Source organism: Geobacter grbiciae (assembly GCF_018531165.1).
GTDB lineage: Bacteria > Desulfobacterota > Desulfuromonadia > Geobacterales > Geobacteraceae > Geobacter > Geobacter metallireducens.
In genome coordinates this window covers 13,783-36,296 of record NZ_JAHDIW010000011.1, presented here as the reverse complement: position 1 = coordinate 36,296, position 22,514 = coordinate 13,783, and the positions used below count along the sequence as shown (strand labels likewise).

The 22,514-nt window shown below is 59.6% G+C and carries 20 protein-coding genes; 15 read left to right on the top strand and 5 right to left on the bottom strand.

The genetic code is table 11. From position 1 onward, the window contains the following. Nucleotides 1-19 precede the first annotated feature (19 nt). The 6 genes from KJB29_RS13245 (at nt 20) to KJB29_RS13220 (ending at nt 7,936) form a co-directional block, all read left to right on the top strand. Entirely contained in the window at nt 20-1,846 is a 1,827-nt protein-coding gene (locus KJB29_RS13245; protein ID WP_215734956.1) for a hypothetical protein, read from the top strand. A gap of 256 nt (nt 1,847-2,102) precedes the next feature. After that, nucleotides 2,103-2,618, top strand: coding sequence for a hypothetical protein (locus tag KJB29_RS13240; RefSeq protein ID WP_246561391.1), 516 nt, complete (start codon nt 2,103-2,105; stop codon nt 2,616-2,618). 760 nt (nt 2,619-3,378) lie between these two features. After that, on the top strand, nt 3,379-5,190 hold the full coding sequence (locus KJB29_RS13235) for a hypothetical protein (protein WP_215734955.1): 1,812 nt from the start codon (nt 3,379-3,381) through the stop codon (nt 5,188-5,190). Nucleotides 5,191-5,347: 157 nt separating this feature from the next. Further along, a complete protein-coding gene (locus KJB29_RS13230) occupies nt 5,348-6,229 on the top strand; it encodes a DUF2156 domain-containing protein (protein WP_246561388.1) in 882 nt (293 codons plus the stop codon). Nucleotides 6,230-6,234: 5 nt separating this feature from the next. Next, nucleotides 6,235-7,317, top strand: a complete 1,083-nt coding sequence (locus tag KJB29_RS13225; RefSeq protein WP_215734954.1) for a class I SAM-dependent methyltransferase — start codon at nt 6,235-6,237, stop codon at nt 7,315-7,317. A 133-nt stretch (nt 7,318-7,450) separates the two neighbouring features. After that, nucleotides 7,451-7,936 carry a YchJ family protein gene (locus KJB29_RS13220; RefSeq protein WP_215734953.1) on the top strand — a complete coding sequence of 162 codons (486 nt, stop codon included), beginning with the start codon at nt 7,451-7,453 and terminating at the stop codon, nt 7,934-7,936. A 142-nt stretch (nt 7,937-8,078) separates the two neighbouring features. Here the strand turns inward: KJB29_RS13220 and KJB29_RS13215 are convergent, their stop codons facing one another. Then, nucleotides 8,079-9,113, bottom strand: coding sequence for a ribonuclease Z (locus KJB29_RS13215; protein WP_215734952.1), 1,035 nt, complete (start codon nt 9,111-9,113; stop codon nt 8,079-8,081). A gap of 135 nt (nt 9,114-9,248) precedes the next feature. On the opposite strand from KJB29_RS13215, the gene KJB29_RS13210 reads away from it, so the two are divergent. Further along, on the top strand, nt 9,249-9,635 hold the full coding sequence (locus KJB29_RS13210; protein ID WP_004514442.1) for a PilZ domain-containing protein: 387 nt from the start codon (nt 9,249-9,251) through the stop codon (nt 9,633-9,635). Here KJB29_RS13210 and KJB29_RS13205 read toward each other — a convergent pair. The 3 genes from KJB29_RS13205 to KJB29_RS19575 are packed head-to-tail and all read right to left on the bottom strand — an operon-like array spanning nt 9,562 to nt 11,331. Next, on the bottom strand, nt 9,562-10,455 hold the full coding sequence (locus tag KJB29_RS13205) for an alpha/beta fold hydrolase (RefSeq protein WP_215734951.1): 894 nt from the start codon (nt 10,453-10,455) through the stop codon (nt 9,562-9,564). The two genes, KJB29_RS13210 and KJB29_RS13205, sit on opposite strands and share 74 nt — an antisense overlap. 7 nt (nt 10,456-10,462) lie before the next feature. Next, complete coding sequence (locus KJB29_RS13200) at nt 10,463-10,861, bottom strand: secondary thiamine-phosphate synthase enzyme YjbQ (protein ID WP_215735034.1); 399 nt, start codon at nt 10,859-10,861, stop codon at nt 10,463-10,465. 26 nt (nt 10,862-10,887) lie between these two features. Further along, on the bottom strand, nt 10,888-11,331 hold the full coding sequence (locus tag KJB29_RS19575) for a tetratricopeptide repeat protein (protein ID WP_215734950.1): 444 nt from the start codon (nt 11,329-11,331) through the stop codon (nt 10,888-10,890). 180 nt (nt 11,332-11,511) lie between these two features. Between KJB29_RS19575 and sucC the strand changes: the two genes are divergently transcribed. The 3 genes from sucC to KJB29_RS13180 all read left to right on the top strand — a co-directional run bounded on the left by sucC (nt 11,512) and on the right by KJB29_RS13180 (nt 15,332). Then, nucleotides 11,512-12,669 (top strand): ADP-forming succinate--CoA ligase subunit beta, encoded by a 1,158-nt coding sequence (sucC, locus tag KJB29_RS13190; RefSeq protein ID WP_215734949.1) that lies wholly within the window; start codon nt 11,512-11,514, stop codon nt 12,667-12,669. A gap of 35 nt (nt 12,670-12,704) precedes the next feature. Beyond that, nucleotides 12,705-13,580 (top strand): succinate--CoA ligase subunit alpha, encoded by an 876-nt coding sequence (sucD, locus tag KJB29_RS13185; protein ID WP_215734948.1) that lies wholly within the window; start codon nt 12,705-12,707, stop codon nt 13,578-13,580. 141 nt (nt 13,581-13,721) lie between these two features. Beyond that, entirely contained in the window at nt 13,722-15,332 is a 1,611-nt protein-coding gene (locus tag KJB29_RS13180) for a PAS domain S-box protein (RefSeq protein ID WP_215734947.1), read from the top strand. Between the two features lie 77 nt (nt 15,333-15,409). On the opposite strand, the gene KJB29_RS13175 is transcribed toward KJB29_RS13180, so the two are convergent. After that, nucleotides 15,410-16,603: a pyridoxal phosphate-dependent aminotransferase gene (locus KJB29_RS13175; protein ID WP_215734946.1), complete on the bottom strand. Its 1,194-nt coding sequence runs from the start codon at nt 16,601-16,603 to the stop codon at nt 15,410-15,412. A 251-nt stretch (nt 16,604-16,854) separates the two neighbouring features. Here KJB29_RS13175 and KJB29_RS13170 point away from each other — a divergent pair, with 251 nt between their 5' ends. Genes KJB29_RS13170 through KJB29_RS13150 form a run of 5 tightly spaced genes read left to right on the top strand, consistent with a single transcriptional unit; the run spans nt 16,855 to nt 22,503 of the window. Continuing rightward, nucleotides 16,855-17,565, top strand: a complete 711-nt coding sequence (locus KJB29_RS13170) for a cytochrome C (protein ID WP_215734945.1) — start codon at nt 16,855-16,857, stop codon at nt 17,563-17,565. A 27-nt stretch (nt 17,566-17,592) separates the two neighbouring features. After that, a complete protein-coding gene (locus KJB29_RS13165) occupies nt 17,593-17,991 on the top strand; it encodes a type IV pilus modification PilV family protein (RefSeq protein ID WP_004514451.1) in 399 nt (132 codons plus the stop codon). 3 nt (nt 17,992-17,994) lie between these two features. Further along, nucleotides 17,995-19,026, top strand: coding sequence for a prepilin-type N-terminal cleavage/methylation domain-containing protein (locus tag KJB29_RS13160; protein ID WP_215734944.1), 1,032 nt, complete (start codon nt 17,995-17,997; stop codon nt 19,024-19,026). 4 nt (nt 19,027-19,030) lie between these two features. Further along, nucleotides 19,031-19,522, top strand: coding sequence for a pilus assembly PilX family protein (locus tag KJB29_RS13155; protein WP_215734943.1), 492 nt, complete (start codon nt 19,031-19,033; stop codon nt 19,520-19,522). Between the two features lie 5 nt (nt 19,523-19,527). After that, nucleotides 19,528-22,503 (top strand): pilus assembly protein, encoded by a 2,976-nt coding sequence (locus KJB29_RS13150; RefSeq protein ID WP_215734942.1) that lies wholly within the window; start codon nt 19,528-19,530, stop codon nt 22,501-22,503. Nucleotides 22,504-22,514: the final 11 nt, after the last annotated feature.

The window sequence follows — 22,514 nt, the reverse complement described above, 5'->3', positions numbered from 1 at the left end:
ACAGGAAAGGATAAGGTACATGAAAAAGAAACTGCTCTCTTTTGCATCTGCCGCCGCCCTTCTGTCGACCGCCGTTGCCCCGGCGGCCTTTGCGGCAACAGCGCCATTAGCGGACGGCACCTATACGATCACGGTCAGTAAGTTCAACTCCAATGGTACGCTCTCAACGGTGTCGTCGAATTCTGCCGTTGCGACGGGGGGAAAGCTCGATTTCACCCTCCCGTCCATGCCGACCAGGAACGATGCCAATTTTCTCTTCTTCGAGCTGAAAGGTGCCAACGGAACGGTTGTGCGGCACGGATTCGCTCCGGCACCGCCGGCAAGTGCCACCAACAAGCTCGGCATTAACGAGATGTCCGACAAGCAGGCGCAGGTAGTGAAGCAAACGGCAGCCCTGGCAGGGAGCGATGATCCGATCCTGATGTCATACCTTTTGGTCATGCTCCGCTCTCCCGATATCAATGATGATGATATCTCCATGATTGCCCAGATGGGTAAGGCGGGAATTTTGGGTAGCGGTGGTTTTGAAGGTTTTTTGACATCCCCGTCAGGTGGAAACACAACCACCAATCAGTTGAAATCTCTCAAGGATTGCCTCATCTACAACAGCGATGGGACCCAAAAAACCCTCCGGAGCTTCACGGAAGGGTACTATGACGCTGTCAACATGATGACAGCGGACGAGCAGAAGGAAATGCAGAGGGCCGGGGGGCTGATGGGTGAAATATTCATCGATGCTGCCACCTGCGCCGGGATCAAGCCCGACCTGGTTCTTGCCGCCCACAATGCCGCAGGTGTGGCTGTTTATGACGACGAGAGCATGGCAGCCCTAACGGCCCATAATCCCAGCTTTGCCAGCGCCATGGAAAGTGCCATGACCACCTTCCACATGAGGATTTCCGCATCGAACCTTGCCGGCGAATATTCCAAGGCGCTGACTGCCCTTGGTGCCTCCGGCAGCCAGGTAACCGATTTCCTCAATGCCAGCCGGAGCCTCATGACCAGCTTCGAGATCCTTGACGCCCAGTATGCCGGGTTCTACGCGGATCCGGAGAGCTACGCGGCATCCAAGGGAACGACAGTGGACATTGTCCAGACAGAACTCCAGGATGCCTTCCAGGCAGCATTCAGTACTTTCCAGGGTGCCATTGCTTCCAAGGCTACCGATATCAGTGCAATGAAAACGGGTGTCCTGACGATACTTCCCCATGGGGCGACATTGCCCGGCGATTTCGGGACCTATACCATGTTTACCGCCCAGGACCAACCGACGTGTGAAGCTGCCGGCGGTGTCTGGGGAATGACCGGATGTGTCGCCAACTGGCCCATTCCCCAGACGGTCATGGTGACGTGGCTGGCAGGCATTCTCGGAAATGGCGGCGACTTTGCCTATACGCGGGACTCGACGCCGCTTCCGTCTTTCGCGGAAGGGTTCTGGGGGGGCGAGTGCACCATGGCCGCGGACCAGTCCACCTGTACCATGAATGGCGGCATGTGGACCCAGTCCAATACCTGCGTGGTTATGATGCAGAAGGGGATGTGCGAGGGAATAGGGGGCGCCTGGAGTGCCCGGCACACGTTCTCCTCCGGCAATAACGCTTTCAATGGATTTCAGGGGATACAGGAAGATATCGCGATCCTGGAAATGAAGCGGCAGGCGGACAGGGAAACGATGCCCGCAGCGGGTGAGAGTGAGCAGCTTTATGAAATGCGGGCCAAGAAGAACTTTGTCGATGGCTTGGCAACGCTCGCAGACAAAATAACTGGCAGGACCAATGCCACAACCCCGATCTCCACCGAGTTGAAGCAGGCGATCATTACCCTGATGCGGCAACCGAACATGTAGCGAACCGGCACGTGCGGGCGGCATCCCCGCCCGCACCCCTTCACCATGGACACCCTTCAGCGTTTCATCATAGTTTCTCTGGCAATTCATGGAATGGTTCTCGCCGCCGTTTCCTCGTATGATTCCATGACAGCCAGGCGGCATAGGGCACAGACCGCCAACTGGGTTGTGGACGTTGTTACGGACATACGCAGCGAGCAGGCGGGGCTCGATAACAGCGCGGCAGTTCAGGAGCAGGAAGTTCTGCCATCCCAGGATGAACCGCAGCCGCCCCCTGAATCTGCTGCCCCTGCGGAACTCCCCCCTGACGCCCCCCCCCGCGCCTGTCCCTCCCGCCAGTCAGACCGATCCATCAGTCGGCTCAACTGGAACCGTCGGGCAGGCGAGCGCCCCTGTCGTTGCCCTGACCGGCACCTTTCTCAGCCAAGGGTTTCGCAACACCATGAATGCCCAGGCCATCGTCGCGCAGCTGGGGAACTACCGGAGAGTTTCGGGGGCGGCTCTCAAGGGGATGGTCTCGCAGGCCCTTCCCGCCGAAGAGCGTCAGCGGCCGGACGAGGTTCGGGGTACCGTTCTGGTAACCTTCCAGGACGGCGCTGTCGCCTCCCTTTCGGTGGAGTCGGAGAACGAGCAGTTCCGCTCTTTCCTCCGTGACCAGATCGACTGGAGCCTCCTCCCGGCGCCGCGCCAGTTTTCCCTCCCCATTTCCCGCATCGCCTGCACGGTCAGCGTCTCCAACGGCAAAATCAGGGTCGGGGTCGGTCCGATCTGATTTTTCCTCATCACCTCATGGACCCCACGGCCGACACTCCCGGCCTCCCGGCGTCGCGCCCCCTTGCCCTTGCCAACAAGCACCCCAAGGATCACCTCATGAGCAGGGAGTTTTCCATGCTCCGCCGCATGTAACCTGTCAGTCATTGTTGGCGGGGTGGCGTTGGTTATTCTGCTGCAGCGATCTCTATCCGCTCTGTTTATTTTACGGTCCATCCGGCATCCGCTGGGGGGCCTTTTGTTTTGAATCCACACAGGGCCAGCGTAGTATGGCGCTATTCATTAAGTAGTGAACGGTGTTTTGTTTTTTGTGCGGCTTGATAACGTTTGGTAACTCCTGATTGCGGTCGGTTTTTTTGTTTCTGTTTTGTACGGTGACCAAGTGCGTTAACTGGAGCTGTTGTGTGTGTTTGTAACAATTTTTTTCTAAAGTTTTGTCAATCGTTGTCGATAAGAACTCTGTAACGTTCGGTTGCTGGGCGAGAAGCCAAGCGCGGCCGGTCCATTGCGAAAGGATTGCTCTGGTTGAGGTGCACCCGTTGTTATGTTGAGTTTTACGAGCGAACGGCAACAACACAGACCAGCCCTGCAATGGTTTTGCAGGAGCCTCTACTGTTGCCGTAATGAATACGATCTTGAACAGGATATCCTGATCAAATCGGCTTCATAGCAACTCGCGAAAGGAGGGTCCGGACAGAAAACAATGAGCCAGCCGTGAATGTGAAGGGGACTATTTTTGTGACAAACGGAGGAACCATCTGATGAAACAGCTATGGAACACGATTAAATTGACGATGCTTGGCGCGGTGGTGGCCGCGGCCCTGGCGGCTTGCGGAGGAGGCAGCGGAGGGAGTACGACACCGGCAGCAACGACGATATCTGGGGTTGCTGCTGCGGGCGCTCCGATTATCGGTACAGTGTACCTCAAGGACAGCAAAGGGGTGGAGAAGTCCGCTGCGGTTGACGCGACCTCCAACGGTCAGTACTCCTTCGACGTGAGCGGGATGACCCCCCCCTTCGTCATGAAGGCGGTCGGAACCGTCGGCAGTACCCAGGTCACCTACTGCTCGGCTGCCACGACCGACGACATCGGAAAGAACGTCAATATCACCCCCTTTACCGATCTGATGGTCGCCAGCATCGCCGGAGAGGTGGCAGCAAACTATTACAGTAACGGCGACCCCACAAAAATCACCACGACCGCTCTCACTGCCCAGGTGCAGGCACTGACCAATAAACTGACACCTGTTATGACGGCCATGGGACTCAGCGCAAGTACCGACCTTCTCCGGGCATCATTTACGCCGGGGCAGAGCGGCCTCGACAAGATGATGGACGTCGTCAAGGTTTCCATTGATCCGAGCACGACTGTCGCAACCATCACTAACATCATTAATAATACGCAAGTGACCACCGCAACGATGACCAGCGGTGGCATGGGGAGCATGACCGGGACTCTGACAGCACCGACAGCGACGCAACTTACGGACATTCAGAAAATAAACCAGGGGATCCAAACCTTTGTCGGACAGTTTGCGCAGACCATGCCCTCTGTCACTAACACCACCCTCCTCGGCCTGCTGGACCCAAATTTCATGGACCAAGGTCGCGACCGCGCCAACTTCCTGAACGAAGTCACCACCGATCAACGAACGTTGGGAATGACCGCCGGTCCGGCAACGTTTATCAGCACGACCCTCGACAGCAACAATAACATTACTGCCGCCCTGGTGGAATTCGTCGTTACCCAGCCGAAGAATAACAACCAGACCGAGACCATCCGCTGGCGGTTCCAGAATACCAACGGCACGTGGTACGCTTTGGGCGACGGCCGCATCCTTTCCTTCGACTTTGGCGCGACGGCCTACCACAACCAGTCCAGTTCGCCGAGCAATACATCACAATACGGCACCGGCCTCCAGCTCTATGTCGCGGATGACTATAACAGCAGCGGCGTGGCCAAAGTTCTCGTCACTGGCCCAGGACTCCCGTCGGTTGGGGTCTACCTCTACAACCAACAATCGAACACCAGCAGTATGGCTGGCAGTCAGTTCACTCTTGATCCGACTGGTGTCAATATGAACAATGTCGTTTGGCTGGCCCAGGATACCACGGCCAAAGATGCTGCCATACTGGCGGCCTTCCCTTCCACGGCTGATACAAATATCCCCTATACCGTGACGCTGTATGATGCGACCAATACTCAAAAAGCGCAGTACATCATCAAGATCAGCAAACGTCCGTACACCTATGCGGAGCTGGCAACAGCACCGTTTGCCACTCTCACTCAGCCTGCAACCTTTACGGACCTGCAAAAGTTCCAACTGAACACCGCTCAGACCATCACCTGGACCATGCTGTCTGGAACAACGGCAGACTGGATCGACGTAAACGTCTCAGGACTCGATGCTACAGGATCCCCGACATCCGCCCGTATGGACAAGAGGCTGCTGGCAGGCCAGACAACCATTACCGGCACAATAACGGGCACATTCACCCCCACGGGTGCCAGCGTCTACCTGACGGTGGATGATCAGTACATGCGGATGCTGACCACATCGGTCGGCCCCTGATTGATGCCAATGTGATGATACGGCTGTACCTCCGGGGGCGGTGGCAACACCGCTCCCTTTTTTTAGCCCCAGGGCGGTGGCTCATGAAGTGCCCACGAGCAAAAAACCCGCTCTTCGCGGTGGGAGAGTTCTGCTATACTCTTTTCCCATGGACCCCATGACCGACATCCCCGCCTTCCCCGCATCGCGTCCCCTTGCCCTTGCCGACAAGCCCCGGCTTGACGCCGTTTTTGCCGAACTTCAGCCCCGGGTCTCGGAGCTTACCTTTGCCAATCTCTACCTCTTCCGGGAGGCCCATAACTATCGGCTCACCCGGGTGGGGGACTCTCCCGTGGTGCTCGGGAAGGGGTACGGCGGCGAGGAGTACTTCCTCCCTCCCATCGGTGGAGATGTGGCCGGCGCCCTTCGGGTGCTCCTTGATGCAGGGATGACCCTCTACGGGGCCGACGTGTTCTTTGTGTCCCGGTACCTGGTCGCCGAGGGGATGGCCGTGGAGGAAGACCGGGATGCCTTTGATTATCTCCACCTCCGGCAGGCACTGGCGGAACTTCCCGGCAACCGCTTCCACAAAAAGAAGAACCGGATCAACTATTTCGCGGCGCGGCATGACTTCAGCGTTGAGGTCTACGGAGCGAGCCACCGTGACGGCTGCCTGGCACTTCTCGACGAGTGGCGCCGGGTCCGCAACGGCATCGACAGCCCTTCCCTGGAACTGGAGACGAAGGCAGGGGCGGAGGCTCTCATGTTCGCGGACCGCCTCGGCCTCGAAGGTGTGGTGGTGGTCGTGGAGGGCCGGGTGGCGGCCTTCGCTCTGGGGGAGCGGCTCAATCGCGACACGGCGGTCTGCCATTTCGAGAAGAACGATCCGTTCATGGAAGGGGTTTCCCAACTGGTGGACCGGGAGTTCAACCGGCTCCTCTTCACCGACTGCACCTGGACGAACCGCGAGCAGGACCTGGGGGAACCGGGGCTGCGGACGGCGAAGCTCTCCTACCACCCGGATGAACTGGTGAAGAAGTACCGGGCACGCAGGGTGTGACCGGCATGAACGACGAGCTTCGCCGCCACTACGAGCGGTGGGTCTACCCCCGCTATCCCCTCCTTGCCTCGGTTCGCCCCTGGGATACCTATGCCCTGAACCTGGACACCCTCCATGCCCGTTTCAACGGCGCGCTCCCCAGCAGCCATGCACGGCGCATCCTCCTGGCCGGGTGCGGGAGCTTTTCACCGTACCCCACCTCTCTGGCCAACCCCGGCGTCCCCATCACCGCCCTTGACCTGTCGGCCGCGAACCTACGGCGGGCCCGGCTCCATTGCCTGGTCCACGGCCGGTTCGGCGTCGACTTCGAGCGGGGGGATATCCTGGACCCGGCAGCAGCTTCGGGGGAATACGGCTTCATCGACTCCTTCGGGGTCATCCATCACCTGGCGGACCCCCTGGAAGGGCTGCGCGCCCTGGAGCGGCGTCTGGCGCCGGGGGGCATTCTGCGGCTCATGGTCTACAGCCGGGGGGGCCGGCGGGAGGCTGAATCGATCCGCACGGCCCTGCGGCTCCTGAAGATAGGAGATGTGGCAACGGTGAAGCGGCTCATCAGGCGGGCGCCAGCAGGGTCCCGCTTTCGGCGGTACGTGGACGCTTCCAGCGAGGCCGCCTTTGATGCCGGCATTGCTGACGCCTTCCTCCACCCCCGGACCCGCACCTACCGCATCGACGAACTCATGGCGCTGGTGGCGGAGACGGGGCTCACCCCCCTCATGTTCGCCCATGACGGGGCCCTGCCTTCTATCCCTGAGGAGGTGGCGCGGCTGCGACGCCTTGAAAGGGAAGGGGAGGAGACACCGAACTTCATCCTCTACCTGGGACGTCAGCCTCTCGGAGAGTGCGGCCTTTCCCCTGATGCCCGCCTCATGCTCAACCCGGCCCTCCGCACGGCGGTAGGACCCTTGCGACTGGCTCCGATCGTGATACCACCGCGGCTTGGCCGGCCCAACTCCCCCCTCGGCTTTGTCGAAAAACGCTTCCTGCGCCGTTTCATCTCCCCTGTCCCGGTGGCTTCCCTTGCCCCGGAAGAGCGTGAACGGGCGCGCCCCTTCCTCGATGCCCTCTTTCTGGTGGCGTTTCGGTAGAGTTTCCCCTCTCCTTTTGGGAGAGGGGGTAGGGGTGAGGGAAAGCCTTAACGGTTGACACGACGGACACGTGACGGTATCAATAACCCGGTCCGAACCGGACCACCAATTACACCGTTTCAAGGAGCATCCCATGTCAGATTCCTGTCCCTGCGGCACCGGCCGTCCCTTCGCCGACTGCTGCGAGCCGTTCATCACGGGGAAACGAGCCCCCCTTACCGCCGAGGAGCTCATGCGCTCCCGCTACTCCGCCTACACGAAGGTGGAGATCGGCTACATCCACGATACCACCCATCCGGAACACCGGGGAGACTTCGACGAGAAGGGGACCCGCGAGTGGGCCGAGAGCTCCCGCTGGGAGGGGCTTGAGATTGTCTCGACCCTGGCCGGCGGGGCCGACGATACGGAAGGGAAGGTGGAGTTCATCGCCCGCTACCGCGACAAGGATGTGCGGCGGACCCACCACGAGCTGGCCGAGTTCAAGAAGCTGGACGGAGCCTGGTACTTCACCGACGGCATCGGCGTGAAGGCCGCCCCGGCCACCAGCGTCAAGGTGGGGCGAAACGATCCGTGCACCTGCGGCAGCGGCCAGAAATACAAGAAGTGCTGCGGTAAGTAGGGGATACCGTGCCCCTGAAAACCTTTGAATAACACGGAGCAACGGAGCACACGGAGAAATCAAAAGCAGAAAAAAGGGCTATCAGGCAGGAATATAGCTGGTTGCTTGTGGCAGGTGATTCGCTCTTGTTTTTCTCCGTTGCTCAGTTGCTCTGTGTTTCAGGTGTTTTTTCGCTAAAAAACGCCTCCTCCAACTCCGTCCGGAGCATCTCTTCCATCCCCCTATATTTGGGCGAAAAGTGAAACGGCACCACCCGCGCCACTCCCGCCTCCCGGGCCAGCTCACCCGCCTGCCGCGCGGTCAGGTGGCTTCGCTGCCGGGCCCGCTCTTCCTCCGCATGGAGAAACGTCGTCTCGATGAAGAGGTAGTCGGCTTCCCGGGCCAGTTCCACGATCCGCGAACCGTTCTCCGGGGTGAGCCCTGCGTCGGTCACGTAGACAACCCGTTGCCCCGGCACTATCCCCACCAGGCGCTCCCGCAGTTCTCCCAGGGGATGGATCTTCTCCCGCACCTGGCCCCCTTCACGCCACCAGACCCTGAAGGGAAGATCGTCCCGCTCCCCCCGAAGGATCGCCTTCTTCAGTTCCCGAAGCCACTCCCCCGTGGGGAGTCCCATCTCCTCCAGGCGGTTCTTGCGGACGTTCACGTGGAGCTTTTCCTCCAGGGCAAAGGCGAGGCAGGGGGTGCCGTGATCCAGAAAAGCGGCCCGCACCCGGAAGGTCTCTTCGTCGAGGATGACGCTGTTGGAGATGTGCCCCCAGCTCTCGCTTTCCGGCACGAATTCGCGCCGACAGTGGAATTCCACCGTCCTTACCCCGCCGCCCGGAGCCAGTTCTGTGGCCTCCACCGTGAAGTCGGTGGGATAGCTCTCCACCAGGTTCCAGGTGTAGCTGGCCAGCCGGTGGGCCACCTGGTCCGTGAAGCCGGGGGGGCCGTAGAGGCGGAGCCGCTTCTCCCGCCCCAGGCAGAGGCGCACCACCCGGTCGAGACCGATGAAGTGGTCCACGTGGGTGTGGGAAACGAAGATGTCCGAGATGCGGAGAACCTTCCGGGGCGGGAGGGGAGTGATGTCTCCCAGGTCGAAGAGGATGGCCCGGCGCTCGAAGAGGAAATCCACGTAAACGCCGGGGTCATCGAAGGGGCCGTTCACGGGGGTCGGGTGGAATAGGGGGGGCATTGGGTCCTCCAGTAGGAACGGCGTGGCTGCAAAAGTTGAAATGGGCCGTCACGCCGGCACTTTTCCTTGCATTTCGGGGGGTAAGGTGTGCTACTATCCGCCCGTTAATGAAAGCTGTTGAAAGGTAAGGGGCCCATGGCGGAAAAACGGGACATCACCAGGCACAAGAAGCGGCTGTCGCTGCGGTTCGGCACGACTACTCCCACGCGCCTCGCCTACACCGAAGATGTTTCGGCCCACGGTCTCTTCATCAAAACCACCAACCTCTGCCCGCCGGGCACCCGCATCCAGATCGAACTGACCCTCCCCGACGAGGAGCCGGTCTTCCTGGAGGGGATGGTTCGCTGGACCAAGAAGGTTCCCCCCCAGATGATCCATCTCGTGAAGAAGAGCGGCATGGGGGTCATGATCACGAAGTTCATCGCTGGCGAGATGGCCTACCGGCATTTCATCGACGAGCTTCACGCCAGGACCGGCCACTCGCTTCCTCCCGCTCCCCTCCGTTCCCCAGAAACTCCATAATCGCCGCAAGGGTCTCGCGGGGGCGCTCCTCGTGGGGGTTGTGGCCGCAGCCATCGATCACCGCGAGCCGGGCATCCGGCATCTCTTCAGCGAGCCGCTTTCCCTGACCGATCCGCACGATCCGGTCCTCCTTTCCCCAGACAATCAGGGTAGGTATGTCGATCTCCCGGTAGCGGGCCGTGATCGCGCCGTAGCTGTCCGGGTCGATGGCCCGGGCGCTCCGGATCAGGATCCCTGCCATGCCCCGCCGGCCGAAGCAGTGCTCGTAACGCCTGATTCGCTCGGGAGTGATGGCCCTCGTGTCGTGGAAGACCCGGGCGAGGGTGTAGCGGACAATGGTGCGCACCGGGATCAGGGCCATGCCGATGCGGGCCAGGAACGGAATCCGGAGCCATCCCATGAGCCGCGGGAGCTTCTGGGGGTAAGCGGAACAGGCGACGAGGATGAGCCGCGCTACGAGGCCCGTGTCTCCCCGGTCCCGGGCCTGGAGGGTGACAAGGAGGGCGATGGCGCCGCCGAGGGAATGCCCGGTCAGGATGACGCGCGAAAGTCCCTTTGCCTTCAGAAATGCAGTTGTCACCGCGGCCTGCTCCTCGATGGCGTAGGAGCCGGTGCGGGGCTTGGAGGAAAAGCCGAACCCCTTCAGATCCATAAGATAGAGGGTGAAACGCTCTGCCGGGAAGAGGGGGGCGATGTCGTCCCACGTGGTGAGGGCAGCCGCGAAGCCGTGGACAAAGACGACCGGCGTCGGGCCGTGGCCGACAACGCGATAGCTGATGTCGACGCCGGGGCCGTAGACGAAGGTGAGCCTGTCGCCCATGGCGGCGTCAGCAGGAGACGATCTTGAGGGCAACCTTGCGCTGGCGCGGCCCGTCGAACTCGCAGAGGTAGATGGATTGCCAGGTGCCGAGCAGGAGCTTCCCCTCGTTGAAGAAGACCGTCAGGGAAGTCCCGGTGAGGGTCGACTTGATGTGGGCGTCGGAGTTCCCTTCCTTGTGGGTGAAGTACGGGTCGCGGGGGACGAGGCGGTCGAGATAGGTCAGTATGTCCCGCTGGACGGCCGGGTCTGCCCCCTCATTGATGGTCAGGCCGGCGGTGGTGTGGAGGACGAAGATATGACAAACGCCGCAGGTGACGCCGGAACCCCGCACCTGCTCCCGTACAAGGGAGGTGATGTCGATGAACTCAGCTTTAGCCTTGCTCCTGATTTCCAGATATCTGACCATGGCCACATCCCTCCCGGTTATGGGCGTCACCTGAGCCTCAACTTTTTCATCATTATGCCGAGATACTTATTAATGGGATGATTCCGCCTGAGGAATCCTACCACCGGCGGCTTGCGAAGGCCGATCTTGCGCAGTTCAGCCTCGATGTGGGCGTTCGCCTCGTACAGGAGTCCCTGGCGGAATACGTGGATGGCGTCTTTCGTGCGCCCGGCCAGGAGATGCACTCGCCCCAGGTTCAGGTAGTGGACCGCGTTTTGGGGATCTTTGCGGATCGCCTCCTGGCAAAGCTGAATTGCCCGATCGAACTGACGGCGCTCCTTGGCGAGGCAGAAGGCCAGATAGGACCAGTTGGCGGGGGTATTTCTGCGTTCTACCGCCTCTTCGAAGCATTCGAGGGCAAGGGATGTCTTGCCGCTGTTGGCGGCCCGGATGCCCCTGGCAATAAGCTCCTCGACGTTTGTGCCGGCCACGGCTTCCTCCTGATGAAGTGTCTGGTAGTATTATAAAAGTTCAACGGGAGGTGTAAACACTTTTTCTTTTCTTTTTCTGGTGGTTATACGGAGAAGCGGTATATTAAATTTTATTCTTAACCACTGTTTTATTTTGTGGTATACCTAAAACACTTTTATTTAAACTAAAAAGGAGGGGGCATGAACATTCATGAGTACCAGGCAAAGGAGATCCTGAGCTCGTACAGCATCCCGGTTCCGCGGGGGCGGGTGGCACTCACGTCCGACCAGGTGGAACGAGCTGCCAAGGAGATGGGGGGGCGCTGCGTCATCAAGGCCCAGATCTACGCCGGTGGCCGCGGCAAGGCCGGCGGGGTGAAACTGGTCCATCACCCGGAGCAGGCCCAGGATTACGGCAAGGAACTCTTTGGCAAGCGTCTCGTGACTCCCCAGACCGGCCCCGAGGGGCTGAAGGTCCGCCGCATCCTCGTGGAGGAGGCGGTGGAGATCGCCCGGGAGTTCTACCTCTCCATCACCCTGGACCGGGCAACCTCCCGTTACTGCCTCATCGCTTCCGCCGAAGGGGGGGTGGACATCGAGGAAGTGGCCCAGAAGTCCCCCGAGAAGATCCATGTCCTCACCATCGACCCCTACACGGGACTGCGCCCCTACCAGGCCCGCAAGATCGCCCTGGCCCTGGGGCTCACGGGGAGCCTCTGCGAGGACTGCGTGGAGTTGATGCTGAACCTCTACAAGGTCGTGCTCGACAAGGACTGCTCCCTGGTGGAGATCAACCCCCTGGTGGTGACCCGGGCCGGCTGGCTCATGGCCATGGACGCCAAGATCAACTTCGACGACAACGCCGTCTTCCGGCATCGGGAATACCCCGACATGATGGATTACTCCCAGCTGGACACCCTGGAGATCAATGCCGGCAAGTACGATCTCTCCTACATCAAGCTCTCCGGCAACATCGGCTGCATGGTGAACGGCGCCGGCCTGGCCATGGCCACCCTCGACGTGCTGAAGGAATACGGCGGCGAGCCGGCCAACTTCCTGGACGTGGGGGGCGGCGCCACCCGCGAGAAGGTGGCCGAGGCCTTCAAGATCATCCTGGAGGATGCGGACGTGAAGGGGGTCTTTGTCAACATCTTCGGCGGGATCATGCGCTGCGACGTCATCGCCCAAGGGATCATCGAGGCGGCAAGCGAGGTCCACTGCACCCTTCCCATCGTGGTCCGGATGGACGGGAGCAAGGTGCTGGAGGGGAAGCAACTCTTGGTGGATTCGGGGCTCAACGTCCAGACCGCCGACTCCCTCGGTGAGGGGGCGGAGCGGATCGTGCAGATGCTGGGCTGACGGCCATTACATTACAGACAACACGGAGATCATCAATGTCCATACTCATCAACAAGGATTCAAAGATAGTCGTCCAGGGAATCACGGGCCGCAGCGGCCTCTTCCACACCCAGCAGTGCCGGGACTACGGCTCCAGGATCGTGGCCGGCGTCACCCCGGGCAAGGGGGGGATCCACATCGAGGGGATTCCGGTCTTCAATACGGTGGAGGAGGCGGTGCGGTACACCGGCGCCAATGTCTCCATGATTTTCGTTCCGCCCCCTGGGGCCGCCGACGCCATCCTTGAGGCGGCCGACGCGGGGGTCGACCTGGCTGTCTGCATCACCGAGGGGATACCGGTGCGCGACATGGTGCCGGTGAAGCGGATTCTCCAGGGAAGCAAGACCCGTCTCGTGGGGCCCAACTGCCCCGGTGTCATCACCCCGGGCGAGTGCAAGGTGGGGATCATGCCCGGCTACATCCACAAGCCCGGCAAGATCGGTGTTGTCTCCCGCAGCGGCACCCTCACCTACGAGGCGGTGAAGCAGATCACCGAGGCCGGGCTCGGCCAGTCCACCTGCGTCGGCATCGGCGGCGACCCCATCATCGGCATGCAGTTCATCGATGTCCTGAAGCTTTTCAACGAGGACAAGCAAACCGAGGCGGTCTTCATGATCGGCGAGATCGGCGGGAGCGCCGAAGAGGACGCTGCCGAGTGGATCCGGGAGAACATGAGGAAGCCCGTGGCCGCCTTCATCGCCGGGGTCACCGCCCCCCCGGGAAAGCGGATGGGCCATGCCGGCGCCATCATCACCGGCGGGAAGGGGAAGGCGGAGGACAAGATCCGCACCCTGGGCGAGTGCGGCGTGGTCGTGGCCCCGAGCCCCACGAAAATGGGGGCGGCCATGCTGGAGGCCCTGGGCAAGAAGTAAGGAGTTCCGTTGCGTTATTGATTGAGACGGGGCCATGGCCAGGAAGGCATGGCCCTTCTTTTTTGCCGGATTTTTGTGTATCCTCCCTGGAGGCAAATACTTCAGGTGTTTCGCAGGATGGGGTAGCGGCATGGAGGAGCAATGGATGAAGAGTCAGGCGTGATCGTCAAACTGCAGCGGGAGATTGAAACGTTACGCGAGCGCATCCGGGACTTCGAGGTGCGTGAGGCTGAATGCAGCCTGGTACATCAGGAACTGTTCCGTGCCCGCCGCGAGTGGGAGGGTATCTTTCAGGGGATTGCCCATCCGACGGTGATCCTCGATGCCAGTCACGTGGTCGTTGCCGCCAACCGGGCCGTGGTGAAGGCCGCGGGGACAAGCGAAGAGGAAATTGTCGGCAGGAAATGTTACGAGGTCTTCCACAATTCGGGATGCACCGAGGCGCCACGGGGGTGCCCCATGGAGATGATGCTCCTGTCGAACGGTGTGGAGACGATCGAGGTGGAGGCCGAGGCCTTCGGCGGTGTCTTTCTCGTGTCGTGCACCCCTGTCTTCGACGATGGGGGAAAGGTGGACAAGATCATCCATATCGCCACCGACATCACCGCGCGCAAAAGGGCTGAGGAGTCCTTGCGGGAGAGCGAGGAACGGTACCGGATCGTGGCCGACTATTCCTCCGACTGGGATTTCTGGCTCTCGCCCGAGGGTATCCTTTCATACGTTTCGCCTGCCTGCTTGGATATTACCGGCTATGCCCCTGCTGAGTTCTACGCCGACCCCTCCCTGAACGCGGCAATCGTTCATCCCGACGACCGGGAGATGATAGCGCGGCACAACGAGGAGGCACTGTCCTCCAACGAAAAGAGCGCGATGGAGCTGCGCATCATCACCAAGGGGGGCGAAACCCGCTGGATATCCCATGTGTGCCAGACCGTTTACGACAGTGAGGGGGAAAGCCGGGGCCGCCGCGCCAGCAACCGCGATATCACGGCTCTCAAGCGGGTTGAGGAGGAAAACCGGAGGCTCCATGCCGAACTCGAACTCCGGGTCATGGAACGGACCGCCCAACTCGAAGCGGCCAACCGTGAACTCGAATCCTTCTGCTACTCGGTTTCCCACGACCTGCGTGCTCCGCTGCGCCATATCGAGGGGTTCTCCAGCATCCTCATTGAGGATTGCGCCGAGGGGCTCGACGAAACGGGGAAGGGGTATCTGGATCGTGTCGTCCGCGCCACCAGGCGGATGGATGAGCTGGTGGACGCCCTTCTCAGGCTTTCCCGTTACACCCGGGACTACATGACGTTCGAGCCAGTTGACCTGAGCGACATGACCAGGGAGATCATGGGTGAGTTCACCAAGAGCAATCCGGAACGGAAGGTAACGATCACCATTCAGGAGGGGCTCAGGGCCATGGGAGACGCGCGTCTCCTGCGGGTGGTGATGGAGAACCTTCTCGGCAACGCCTGGAAGTTCACGGGAAAGATCGAGGAGGGGGAGATCGAGTTCGGGAGGGAAGAGCGCGACGGGCGGGGCGTGTTATTCGTTCGGGACAATGGCGCGGGCTTCGACATGGCTTACGTCGACAAGCTGTTCAATGCCTTCCAGCGGCTCCATGGCAGCGATGAGTTCGAGGGGACCGGCATCGGCCTTGCCACGGTCCAGCGGATCATTCATCGCCACGGCGGCGAGGTCTGGGCCCATGCGGCGCCGAACCGGGGCGCAACCTTCTCGTTCACGCTTCCCCCGGCGTGACGCCCCGGTCATGCCGGAGACGAAAAGAGCGATGCCCCTTCAGGCACCGCTCTTTTTCGTGGAGTTTCCCTCCAACGCTATCCCCCCAGCCCCGTCTCCCGGGCCAGCTGTTGCCAGGCGGGAAGACTCCGCTCGATCATTCCCCGGTCGACGCAGTAGGCAATCCGGAAGAAGCCGGGGGCGCCGAAGCCGGCCCCGGGAACCAGCAGAATCCGGTGCTTCTGGGCCATCTTCACGAACTCCACATCGTCGGTCAGCGGTGACTTGGGGAAGAGGTAAAAGGCGCCGTCGGGCCGCACCATCTCGAAGCCCATGGCGGTGAGGCGGTCGTAGAGAAGGTCCCGCTTGGACTGGTACTCGCCGATGTCCACGGAGGCCCGCTGGAGCTTCGCCACGAGCCGCTGCATAAGGGCCGGCGCGTTCACGTAACCGAGGACCCGGTTGCTGAAGACCGCCCCTTCCATGAACTGCTCTACTCCCCGGGCACTGGGGTTGACGGCCAGGTAGCCGATCCGCTCGCCGGGGAGTGCCAGGTCCTTGCTGTGGGAGGTGACGATGACCGAGCTCTCCACGTACCGGAAGATGTTCGGCACATGCTTGCCGTCAAAGGCGATCCGGGCGTAGGGTTCGTCGGAGATGACGTAAATCTGCCGGTCGTAGCGCCGCTCTGCCCGCGCAAGCATTTCGCCCAGTTGCTTCAGGCTCTCTTCCGGGTAGATGACGCCGGTGGGGTTGTTGGGGGAGCAGATGATGACGGCCCGGGTTTTGTTGGTGATGGCGGCTTCGATGGCTGGGATGTTCAGCTGGAAGGTCTCCCTGTTGGTCCAGACTTCCTTCGGCACCCCGCCGTGGTTGTCGATGTAGAACTTGTACTCCACGAAGTAGGGTGTGAGGATGATCACCTCTTCGCCCGGATTGAGGATGGTCTTCAGGACCACGTTCAGGGCGCCGCCGGCCCCGCAGGCCATTACCACATGCTCCGCCCCGACTGGCAGGCCTGACGCCTCGGCAAGCACCTCAGCCACGGCGGCCCGGGTTTCCTGGTAGCCGGCGTTGTTCATGTAGCGGTGCATTCCGGGGATGGGATTGGTGGCGAGGCGGGCGAACTCCTCCTGGAACTCCCGGGGGGGCTCCGTGTCGGGATTGCCGAGGGTGAAGTCGTACACGTTCTCGGCCCCGTGGACCTGGCGCAGGCGCTCTCCCTCCTCGAACATCTTCCTGATCCAGGATGACTTGGAGATATGGCCGGCGATTTTTGTGGCGATGGGCATGGTGACAACCTCGCTGTAAAATGGATATGCGAATTTGTAGCACAGGACTAGATCAATGGGCAAGAATGCAGTTGTTTTAAGCTTGGAATCGTGCCAATCTTCCGATACTTCGCAGGTCGCGATTGGCGTTTTGTCCCTTACATTCAGTGCCAGATCTGGAAACCAAAATCTTGCATAACTTTTCATGCATGTGGACCATACGCTGATTTTTTTTGCCGATGGACCAATACAATGCCGATTGTGAGAGAAGAATGAGATCCTTCCTGATAATGCTGAGTTTCATGGCGGTCATGCTTGGCAGTGTACCCTTTGTTGGGTCCGTCCATGCCATGTCGGCTTTTTCGCGTAAATACGGCATGAAATGTGATTCATGCCATCGCCAGAGGATTCCGGAACTGAACGATTTCGGTGTGGCGTTTTACAAGAACGGTTTCATGCTGCCTGGACAGAATGGCTCAGCGAAGAAAGATACGGCCGCTTCTGCCGCTGTACCCCCAGTGACCGGCAAGGAGAGTGACAGCGCTGGCGAAGGTGCCCCCAAGGCATCGGTTAAAGGCCCCGGCGAGGGCAAAAATGAAGAGGAGGAAGAGGAGGAGGAAGAACCGCCACCTCCGCCCACGGTTGTTTATCGTCTGCCGTCACGGGACGGGAGCGTCTACTTCACCGATAATCCTATCCGGCAGGAAAATGTTCCGGTTGTGAGAAAAAAGCAAGGTAGCCGTCCTGCGCCGTCACGTGTCGGCATAATCCATCCAGCAAAACATCCAGGACGAGTTGCCGCCAAACGGCGAATGCTTTCCAGCGTTTCTGCGGCAGCCTCCCAAGAGCATTTCCGAAGTTATGAGGAGTGCATGGAGCAATCATTGCTTAAAGAACCGCCTCCCATTTCTGCCGAAGAAACAATGAACCGTCTGACTGCGGCTGAGAAACGCTGTTCGGCATATCAGTCAATAAAACGGTAGCCGTTGCGAAGGAACAGTGGGACTGTTATGACCAGCCGTTTGAACCAGAAAGGGTATACCCTCGTTGAGATGCTGATTGCCATGTTTCTTCTGGTGGTTGGCTTTCTGTCGGTTTTTCTGGTGCTCTGGGCCTCTACAACGTCGGGGCGTTTCAGTCGAGACATGACGACTGCGGCAAACCTTGGCCAGGATATGCTGGAGCGGATCGGCACCATGAAGTATGACGATTTGCCTGAAACAAGCGGATTTCAGAACTATCCCGAACCGTTCGGCGACAAGAGCCTGGCTGCCGCTGCCTTCGAGGCGCGACAGTGGCGGATATCTTCGGCCGGCAGCATGAAGATCGTGACCGCCAGGATATCGTGGATCAAAAACGGCGCCAGGAAGACAAGGGATTTCACCATGGTCAGGCGGAAAGAGTACTAGACAATGACGTGTGTGGCGTTGACAGCGCAGCCAAGGTCTATGAGGGGGTACACGCTTGTCGAGGTGCTTGTGGTCATCGTTATTCTGGCGGTGATCAGTGCCGGCTTGTCCACTGTGTTCATCACCGGGCAGAAGGAGTATGGTGTACGCGAGGCCACCATCAGGATGCAGCAGCAGGCGCGGCAGGCCATGAACGAGATGGAGCGTGAGCTTAAAAACACCGGCTACGGCCTTATGGATATGGGCGACCTGACTATAAAGGTTTACGGCGAGAAAACTCCCTCCTGGCAGGTGGTCGAGGCCTTGGATGGCGGCACTGAGCCCGACTCGATCAAGGTCTTGTACAGCGGGGCCGAGAGCGACGTGGGGTATGATTATATCGTTTCGGTGGATCACCCTACAAATTCATCGATCATGAAGGTCAGCGCCGTTGGCTCCGTCCCCCCCTCGCGCACGCTCAATGACGATTTCATAAAAGGAGACCTGTTTCTCGTCTACGATCCGAGCGATCCGGGGAAGCCGGCTACGCGCTTTCAGGCGACGAATGTTACAGCTCCCGACAAGATCCATCACAACCCCGGAGGGTATAATCCTCCAGGAGGAGCTCTCGACGTCGCATACGGCGTTGGAAGCAAGGTTCTCAACCTGAGGCTGATGCAGGCGAAAAGTGTGTCATATTCAGTGGATGCCCGGCAGAACCTGATCAAGACCGTCGAAGACCTCAGCCTTATTGACCCTCCGGCAAATCAACGCACGAAAATAGTAGCATCCGGCGTCGAGGACCTTCAGATACGGTATCAGTTTAAGGACGGCACGTGGAAGAATGCTGGCGATCCCGGTTTTGTTGCGAAGGACCTTCGGGCGATTCAGGTGAGCATCATTGTCAAGACCGAAAAGCCCGATCCCCGCTATCCTGGGCAATCTCTTCAACTGACGGGCTCCTATGGCAATGGCGGAGTGAAAAATTCGGCAGGTTACCGCAGGATGGCCATGAGCACGATCATCTATGTGCGCAATCTTGGGTTCCGGGACTAGTTGCATGGGGGGACGGGTGCTGAATGAGCGGGGGGCTGCGCTGGTCGTGGCGATCATACTGCTGATGGTCCTCACCATCCTGATGACGGTACTGAATCATGCGACCCTCTATGAAATGATTTCAAGCCGCACGTATCAGGAATCCCAGCGGGCTTTCTACGCAGCCGAGACAGGGGTCCGCGATGCCCTGGAATGGCTCGGAAAGCAGAATTCCCCGCCGGAAACCACCATCACCTCCCCCGGCTGGTTTTATGACGGGACCGTGGCGCGCAAGGACGCCACGTGGTGCTCTTGGCAGACAGTGGAGGATATCCATTTCCGGTACTATATCGAACACCTGAAAGACGCCCCGAATTACAACATGAGTAGCACCATCGGCATGAACTCCAAGGGGCCGAAGAGCGTCCAGCACTACTACCGCATAACGGTCGACGGGGCCAACAGCACCTATCTGGTGCACAGGCAGGTCCAGGTCGTGACGACCGCCTACTGGTGACTGCAATGAGAATCAGCAATTTTCATGCACGCAAAATCCTCTTGTCAGCCGCAATTCTCTGCTCTGCCGGCATTCTCGCGGCCATGGCCTTTGCGGCGATTTCCCAGTACCCTCTGTTCCTGACCGGCAGCGTGCAGCCGAACGTCATGATTCTTCTGGACAACTCCGGCAGCATGAATACGATCATGGAGCATCGGGACTACAGTCCCGGTACCGTGTATTCCGGCTCGTTCAGGGGGGGCGAAATTTACTTTAACAGAATTGACTACAGTAAAAGTGGAAATCCCTATTACCTGGTGAGCAGGGACACGGGGCACACCGTCGATGGTAACAATCAGAACCAGTACACAGTCAATGGCCGCTCGATCACGCTTCCGTTTCCCTATGTTGACACCCGCTGGAATGGCAACTACCTGAACTGGCTTTTTTTTCATGCGACTGCGGCCCAGTACGGCAGCCTAGCCACCGATGCATCGATCCGGGTGACAAGAATCCAGACGGCCAGATCTGTCATCAGCGACGTGGTTAAGAATGTCTCGGGTGTCAGGTTTGGCCTGTTCAAGCTGAACAACAGCCAGGGGGGGAGCAAGGTAAAGGATTGCGGCGCCCTGACCCCGACAACCGTCGATGCGGCGGTGGACGGGATCAATGCAGAAACCTGGACCCCCTTGGGGGAGACCCTCTCGGAAATCTGGCAATACTTCAGGGGGGGGGATTCCCTCTATAATTCGGGAACCTATACGACCCCCATTACCAACGGGTGCCAGAAGAATTACACGATTATCGTGACTGACGGGGAGCCGACCTACGACAACTGTTATCAAGGGCCGTTTGCTTCCTACGGCTGTCCCAAGGACCCCTATGACAAAGAGAACGAAAACGCTCCGAGCCATCTGGTCGATGTGGCGAAAGACATGCATGACGGCAACGCATCGCCGTTCAGTGGCAGGGTGCAGAATGTCTCCACCTACACCATCGGCTTGACGCTGGACAGCGCCCTCCTCGATCAGACAGCGGTGAACGGAGGGGGAAAATACTTCACGACGACGTCGGGAATCAGTCTTGCCACGGCCGTCCAGAATGCCCTGGCCGATATTGTGTCCAAAATGGCGGCAGGAAGCAGCGTCGCCGTGAATACCCCGTTTCTGAACTCGAACAGCACGCTCTATCGGGCAAGATTCAAGTCACCGGACTGGAACGGTTATCTGGAGGCCTTCAAGCTTGACGCCGCCACCGGTGCTATCATCGGTTATCCGAACTCTCCCGAATGGGAGGCGGGCTCTCGACTCAATAGTCGCTCATCTGCCCGGGCAATCTATACCGCCGGCGTGGACGGTGGCACGTACAAGCGGCTTGAGTACAGTACCGCCAACGGGACCAAACTGGCGGGTGCGGGATTCATGAATTTTTCGTCCGCAAAGGCCAGCGATCTCATCGGGTATATCCGCGGTGATCGCTACGGAACAACAAACCCCGCTGGGTATCGCAACCGGACGAGCAAGCTCGGGGACATCATCTCATCATCGCCCGTCGTCTACGGCCCTCCCGACGGTGCCTACACCGATGCAGCCTACAAAGCATTCAAGAGGAACTGGGCAACCCGAACATCGCTCATTCTGGCGGGGGCCAACGACGGGATGCTCCACGCCTTTGACGCCGCGACCGGTGACGAAGCATGGGCTTTCATCCCGAATATTCTCTTAAGCAAGCTGAAGCTCCTGAGAAATGATCCCTATACGCATACAAGTTACGTCAATGGCGCGATCACGGTTGCCGACGCCTATATCCAGACGAAAAATGCCGACGGTACCACTGCCGGAACCGCGGGGTGGCGCTCCATAGCCGTCTGCGGTCTCCGCGACGGCGGCAAGGGGTATTTCGCCCTCGATATCACTGATTCAGCCAATCCGATACCGTTATGGGAGCTTACCGCCACATCATCGGCAACACCGAACGGTCTGGGGTACTCGTTTGGAACCCCCCTGATCCTCAAGCTGAGGGATGAAACGGCAACCAGCGGATTCCGCTGGGTTGCGGCCCTTGCGAACGGCTATGAGGGACCCACAAGCAGCAAGGCCGCTTCGCTCATCATTGCCGACCTCGCCACGGGAGCGGTCATCAACGAGATCGTTGTCGACAAGTCGGCATTCAGTGGTGTCTCCCCTAATGGGCTTGCCTCTCCCGCTGCCATTGACAGGGATATGGACGGCTTCGCCGACACCCTCTATGCCGGGGATCTCAAAGGGAACATGTGGCGGTTTGACGTGAGCAGCGCCAAGATGGCCCAGTGGAAGGCTGACTGCATCTTTGCCGCCGGGGTCACCCAGCCGATAACCGCCGCTCCTGACGTGGTGGTGCGCCTCGGGTATCAGTATGTCTTCTTCGGCACCGGGAAATACCTTGACGAGGGGGACAAGACCACATCATTCACTCAAAGCTTTTACGGGGTAAAGGATGATAACTCGACGAAAAATCTGACGCGAGCTGATCTGGTCGGTCAGACCATAACGGAGGTGACGTATTCGGGAGCCGTGTACCGGACCCTTTCAAGCTTTACGGTCGGCAGCAAGGATGGGTGGTATCTTGATCTCCCCGGAAAAGGCGAGCGGGTCATCACGGAACCTGAAGCTACCGGGACCAATGATGCCGGCAAGGTCAAATTCACAACTTTTATTCCATCCACCGATCCCTGTGAGCCGGGAGGTAAAGGTTGGCGCATGCAGGTCAATATGGAGACGGGTGGAGAGCCGAAGAAGCCGGTGTTTGTGGTGCCAGGAAGGCCGGACGGCACTGTCCCTGTGGGTGACAGCTCTCGGAGGCCCTCGGGGATGCTTCTCTCTTCTGGGACTGTGGCACCATCAGGAGGAACGAATGATTTGGATATCATCCAAAAAATCGACACAGGTCTTGAACCTTCTAAAGATGAGAGCGGGACCCACCAGTTCGGTCTGCGGAGTTGGAGGCAGCTTCTGTCCATTTAGCGGTGCTGTCG

Bases quoted from the DNA above. Each gene is read 5' to 3' on its own strand.
- KJB29_RS13245 (WP_215734956.1), top strand. From the start codon at position 20: ATGAAAAAGAAACTGCTCTCTTTTGCATCTGCCGCCGCCCTTCTGTCG.
- KJB29_RS13240 (WP_246561391.1), top strand. From the start codon at position 2,103: ATGAACCGCAGCCGCCCCCTGAATCTGCTGCCCCTGCGGAACTCCCCC.
- KJB29_RS13235 (WP_215734955.1), top strand. From the start codon at position 3,379: ATGAAACAGCTATGGAACACGATTAAATTGACGATGCTTGGCGCGGTG.
- KJB29_RS13230 (WP_246561388.1), top strand. From the start codon at position 5,348: ATGACCGACATCCCCGCCTTCCCCGCATCGCGTCCCCTTGCCCTTGCC.
- KJB29_RS13225 (WP_215734954.1), top strand. From the start codon at position 6,235: ATGAACGACGAGCTTCGCCGCCACTACGAGCGGTGGGTCTACCCCCGC.
- KJB29_RS13220 (WP_215734953.1), top strand. From the start codon at position 7,451: ATGTCAGATTCCTGTCCCTGCGGCACCGGCCGTCCCTTCGCCGACTGC.
- KJB29_RS13215 (WP_215734952.1), bottom strand. From the start codon at position 9,113: ATGCCCCCCCTATTCCACCCGACCCCCGTGAACGGCCCCTTCGATGAC.
- KJB29_RS13210 (WP_004514442.1), top strand. From the start codon at position 9,249: ATGGCGGAAAAACGGGACATCACCAGGCACAAGAAGCGGCTGTCGCTG.
- KJB29_RS13205 (WP_215734951.1), bottom strand. From the start codon at position 10,455: ATGGGCGACAGGCTCACCTTCGTCTACGGCCCCGGCGTCGACATCAGC.
- KJB29_RS13200 (WP_215735034.1), bottom strand. From the start codon at position 10,861: ATGGTCAGATATCTGGAAATCAGGAGCAAGGCTAAAGCTGAGTTCATC.
- sucC (WP_215734949.1), top strand. From the start codon at position 11,512: ATGAACATTCATGAGTACCAGGCAAAGGAGATCCTGAGCTCGTACAGC.
- sucD (WP_215734948.1), top strand. From the start codon at position 12,705: ATGTCCATACTCATCAACAAGGATTCAAAGATAGTCGTCCAGGGAATC.
- KJB29_RS13180 (WP_215734947.1), top strand. From the start codon at position 13,722: ATGGATGAAGAGTCAGGCGTGATCGTCAAACTGCAGCGGGAGATTGAA.
- KJB29_RS13175 (WP_215734946.1), bottom strand. From the start codon at position 16,603: ATGCCCATCGCCACAAAAATCGCCGGCCATATCTCCAAGTCATCCTGG.
- KJB29_RS13170 (WP_215734945.1), top strand. From the start codon at position 16,855: ATGAGATCCTTCCTGATAATGCTGAGTTTCATGGCGGTCATGCTTGGC.
- KJB29_RS13165 (WP_004514451.1), top strand. From the start codon at position 17,593: ATGACCAGCCGTTTGAACCAGAAAGGGTATACCCTCGTTGAGATGCTG.
- KJB29_RS13160 (WP_215734944.1), top strand. From the start codon at position 17,995: ATGACGTGTGTGGCGTTGACAGCGCAGCCAAGGTCTATGAGGGGGTAC.
- KJB29_RS13155 (WP_215734943.1), top strand. From the start codon at position 19,031: ATGGGGGGACGGGTGCTGAATGAGCGGGGGGCTGCGCTGGTCGTGGCG.
- KJB29_RS13150 (WP_215734942.1), top strand. From the start codon at position 19,528: ATGAGAATCAGCAATTTTCATGCACGCAAAATCCTCTTGTCAGCCGCA.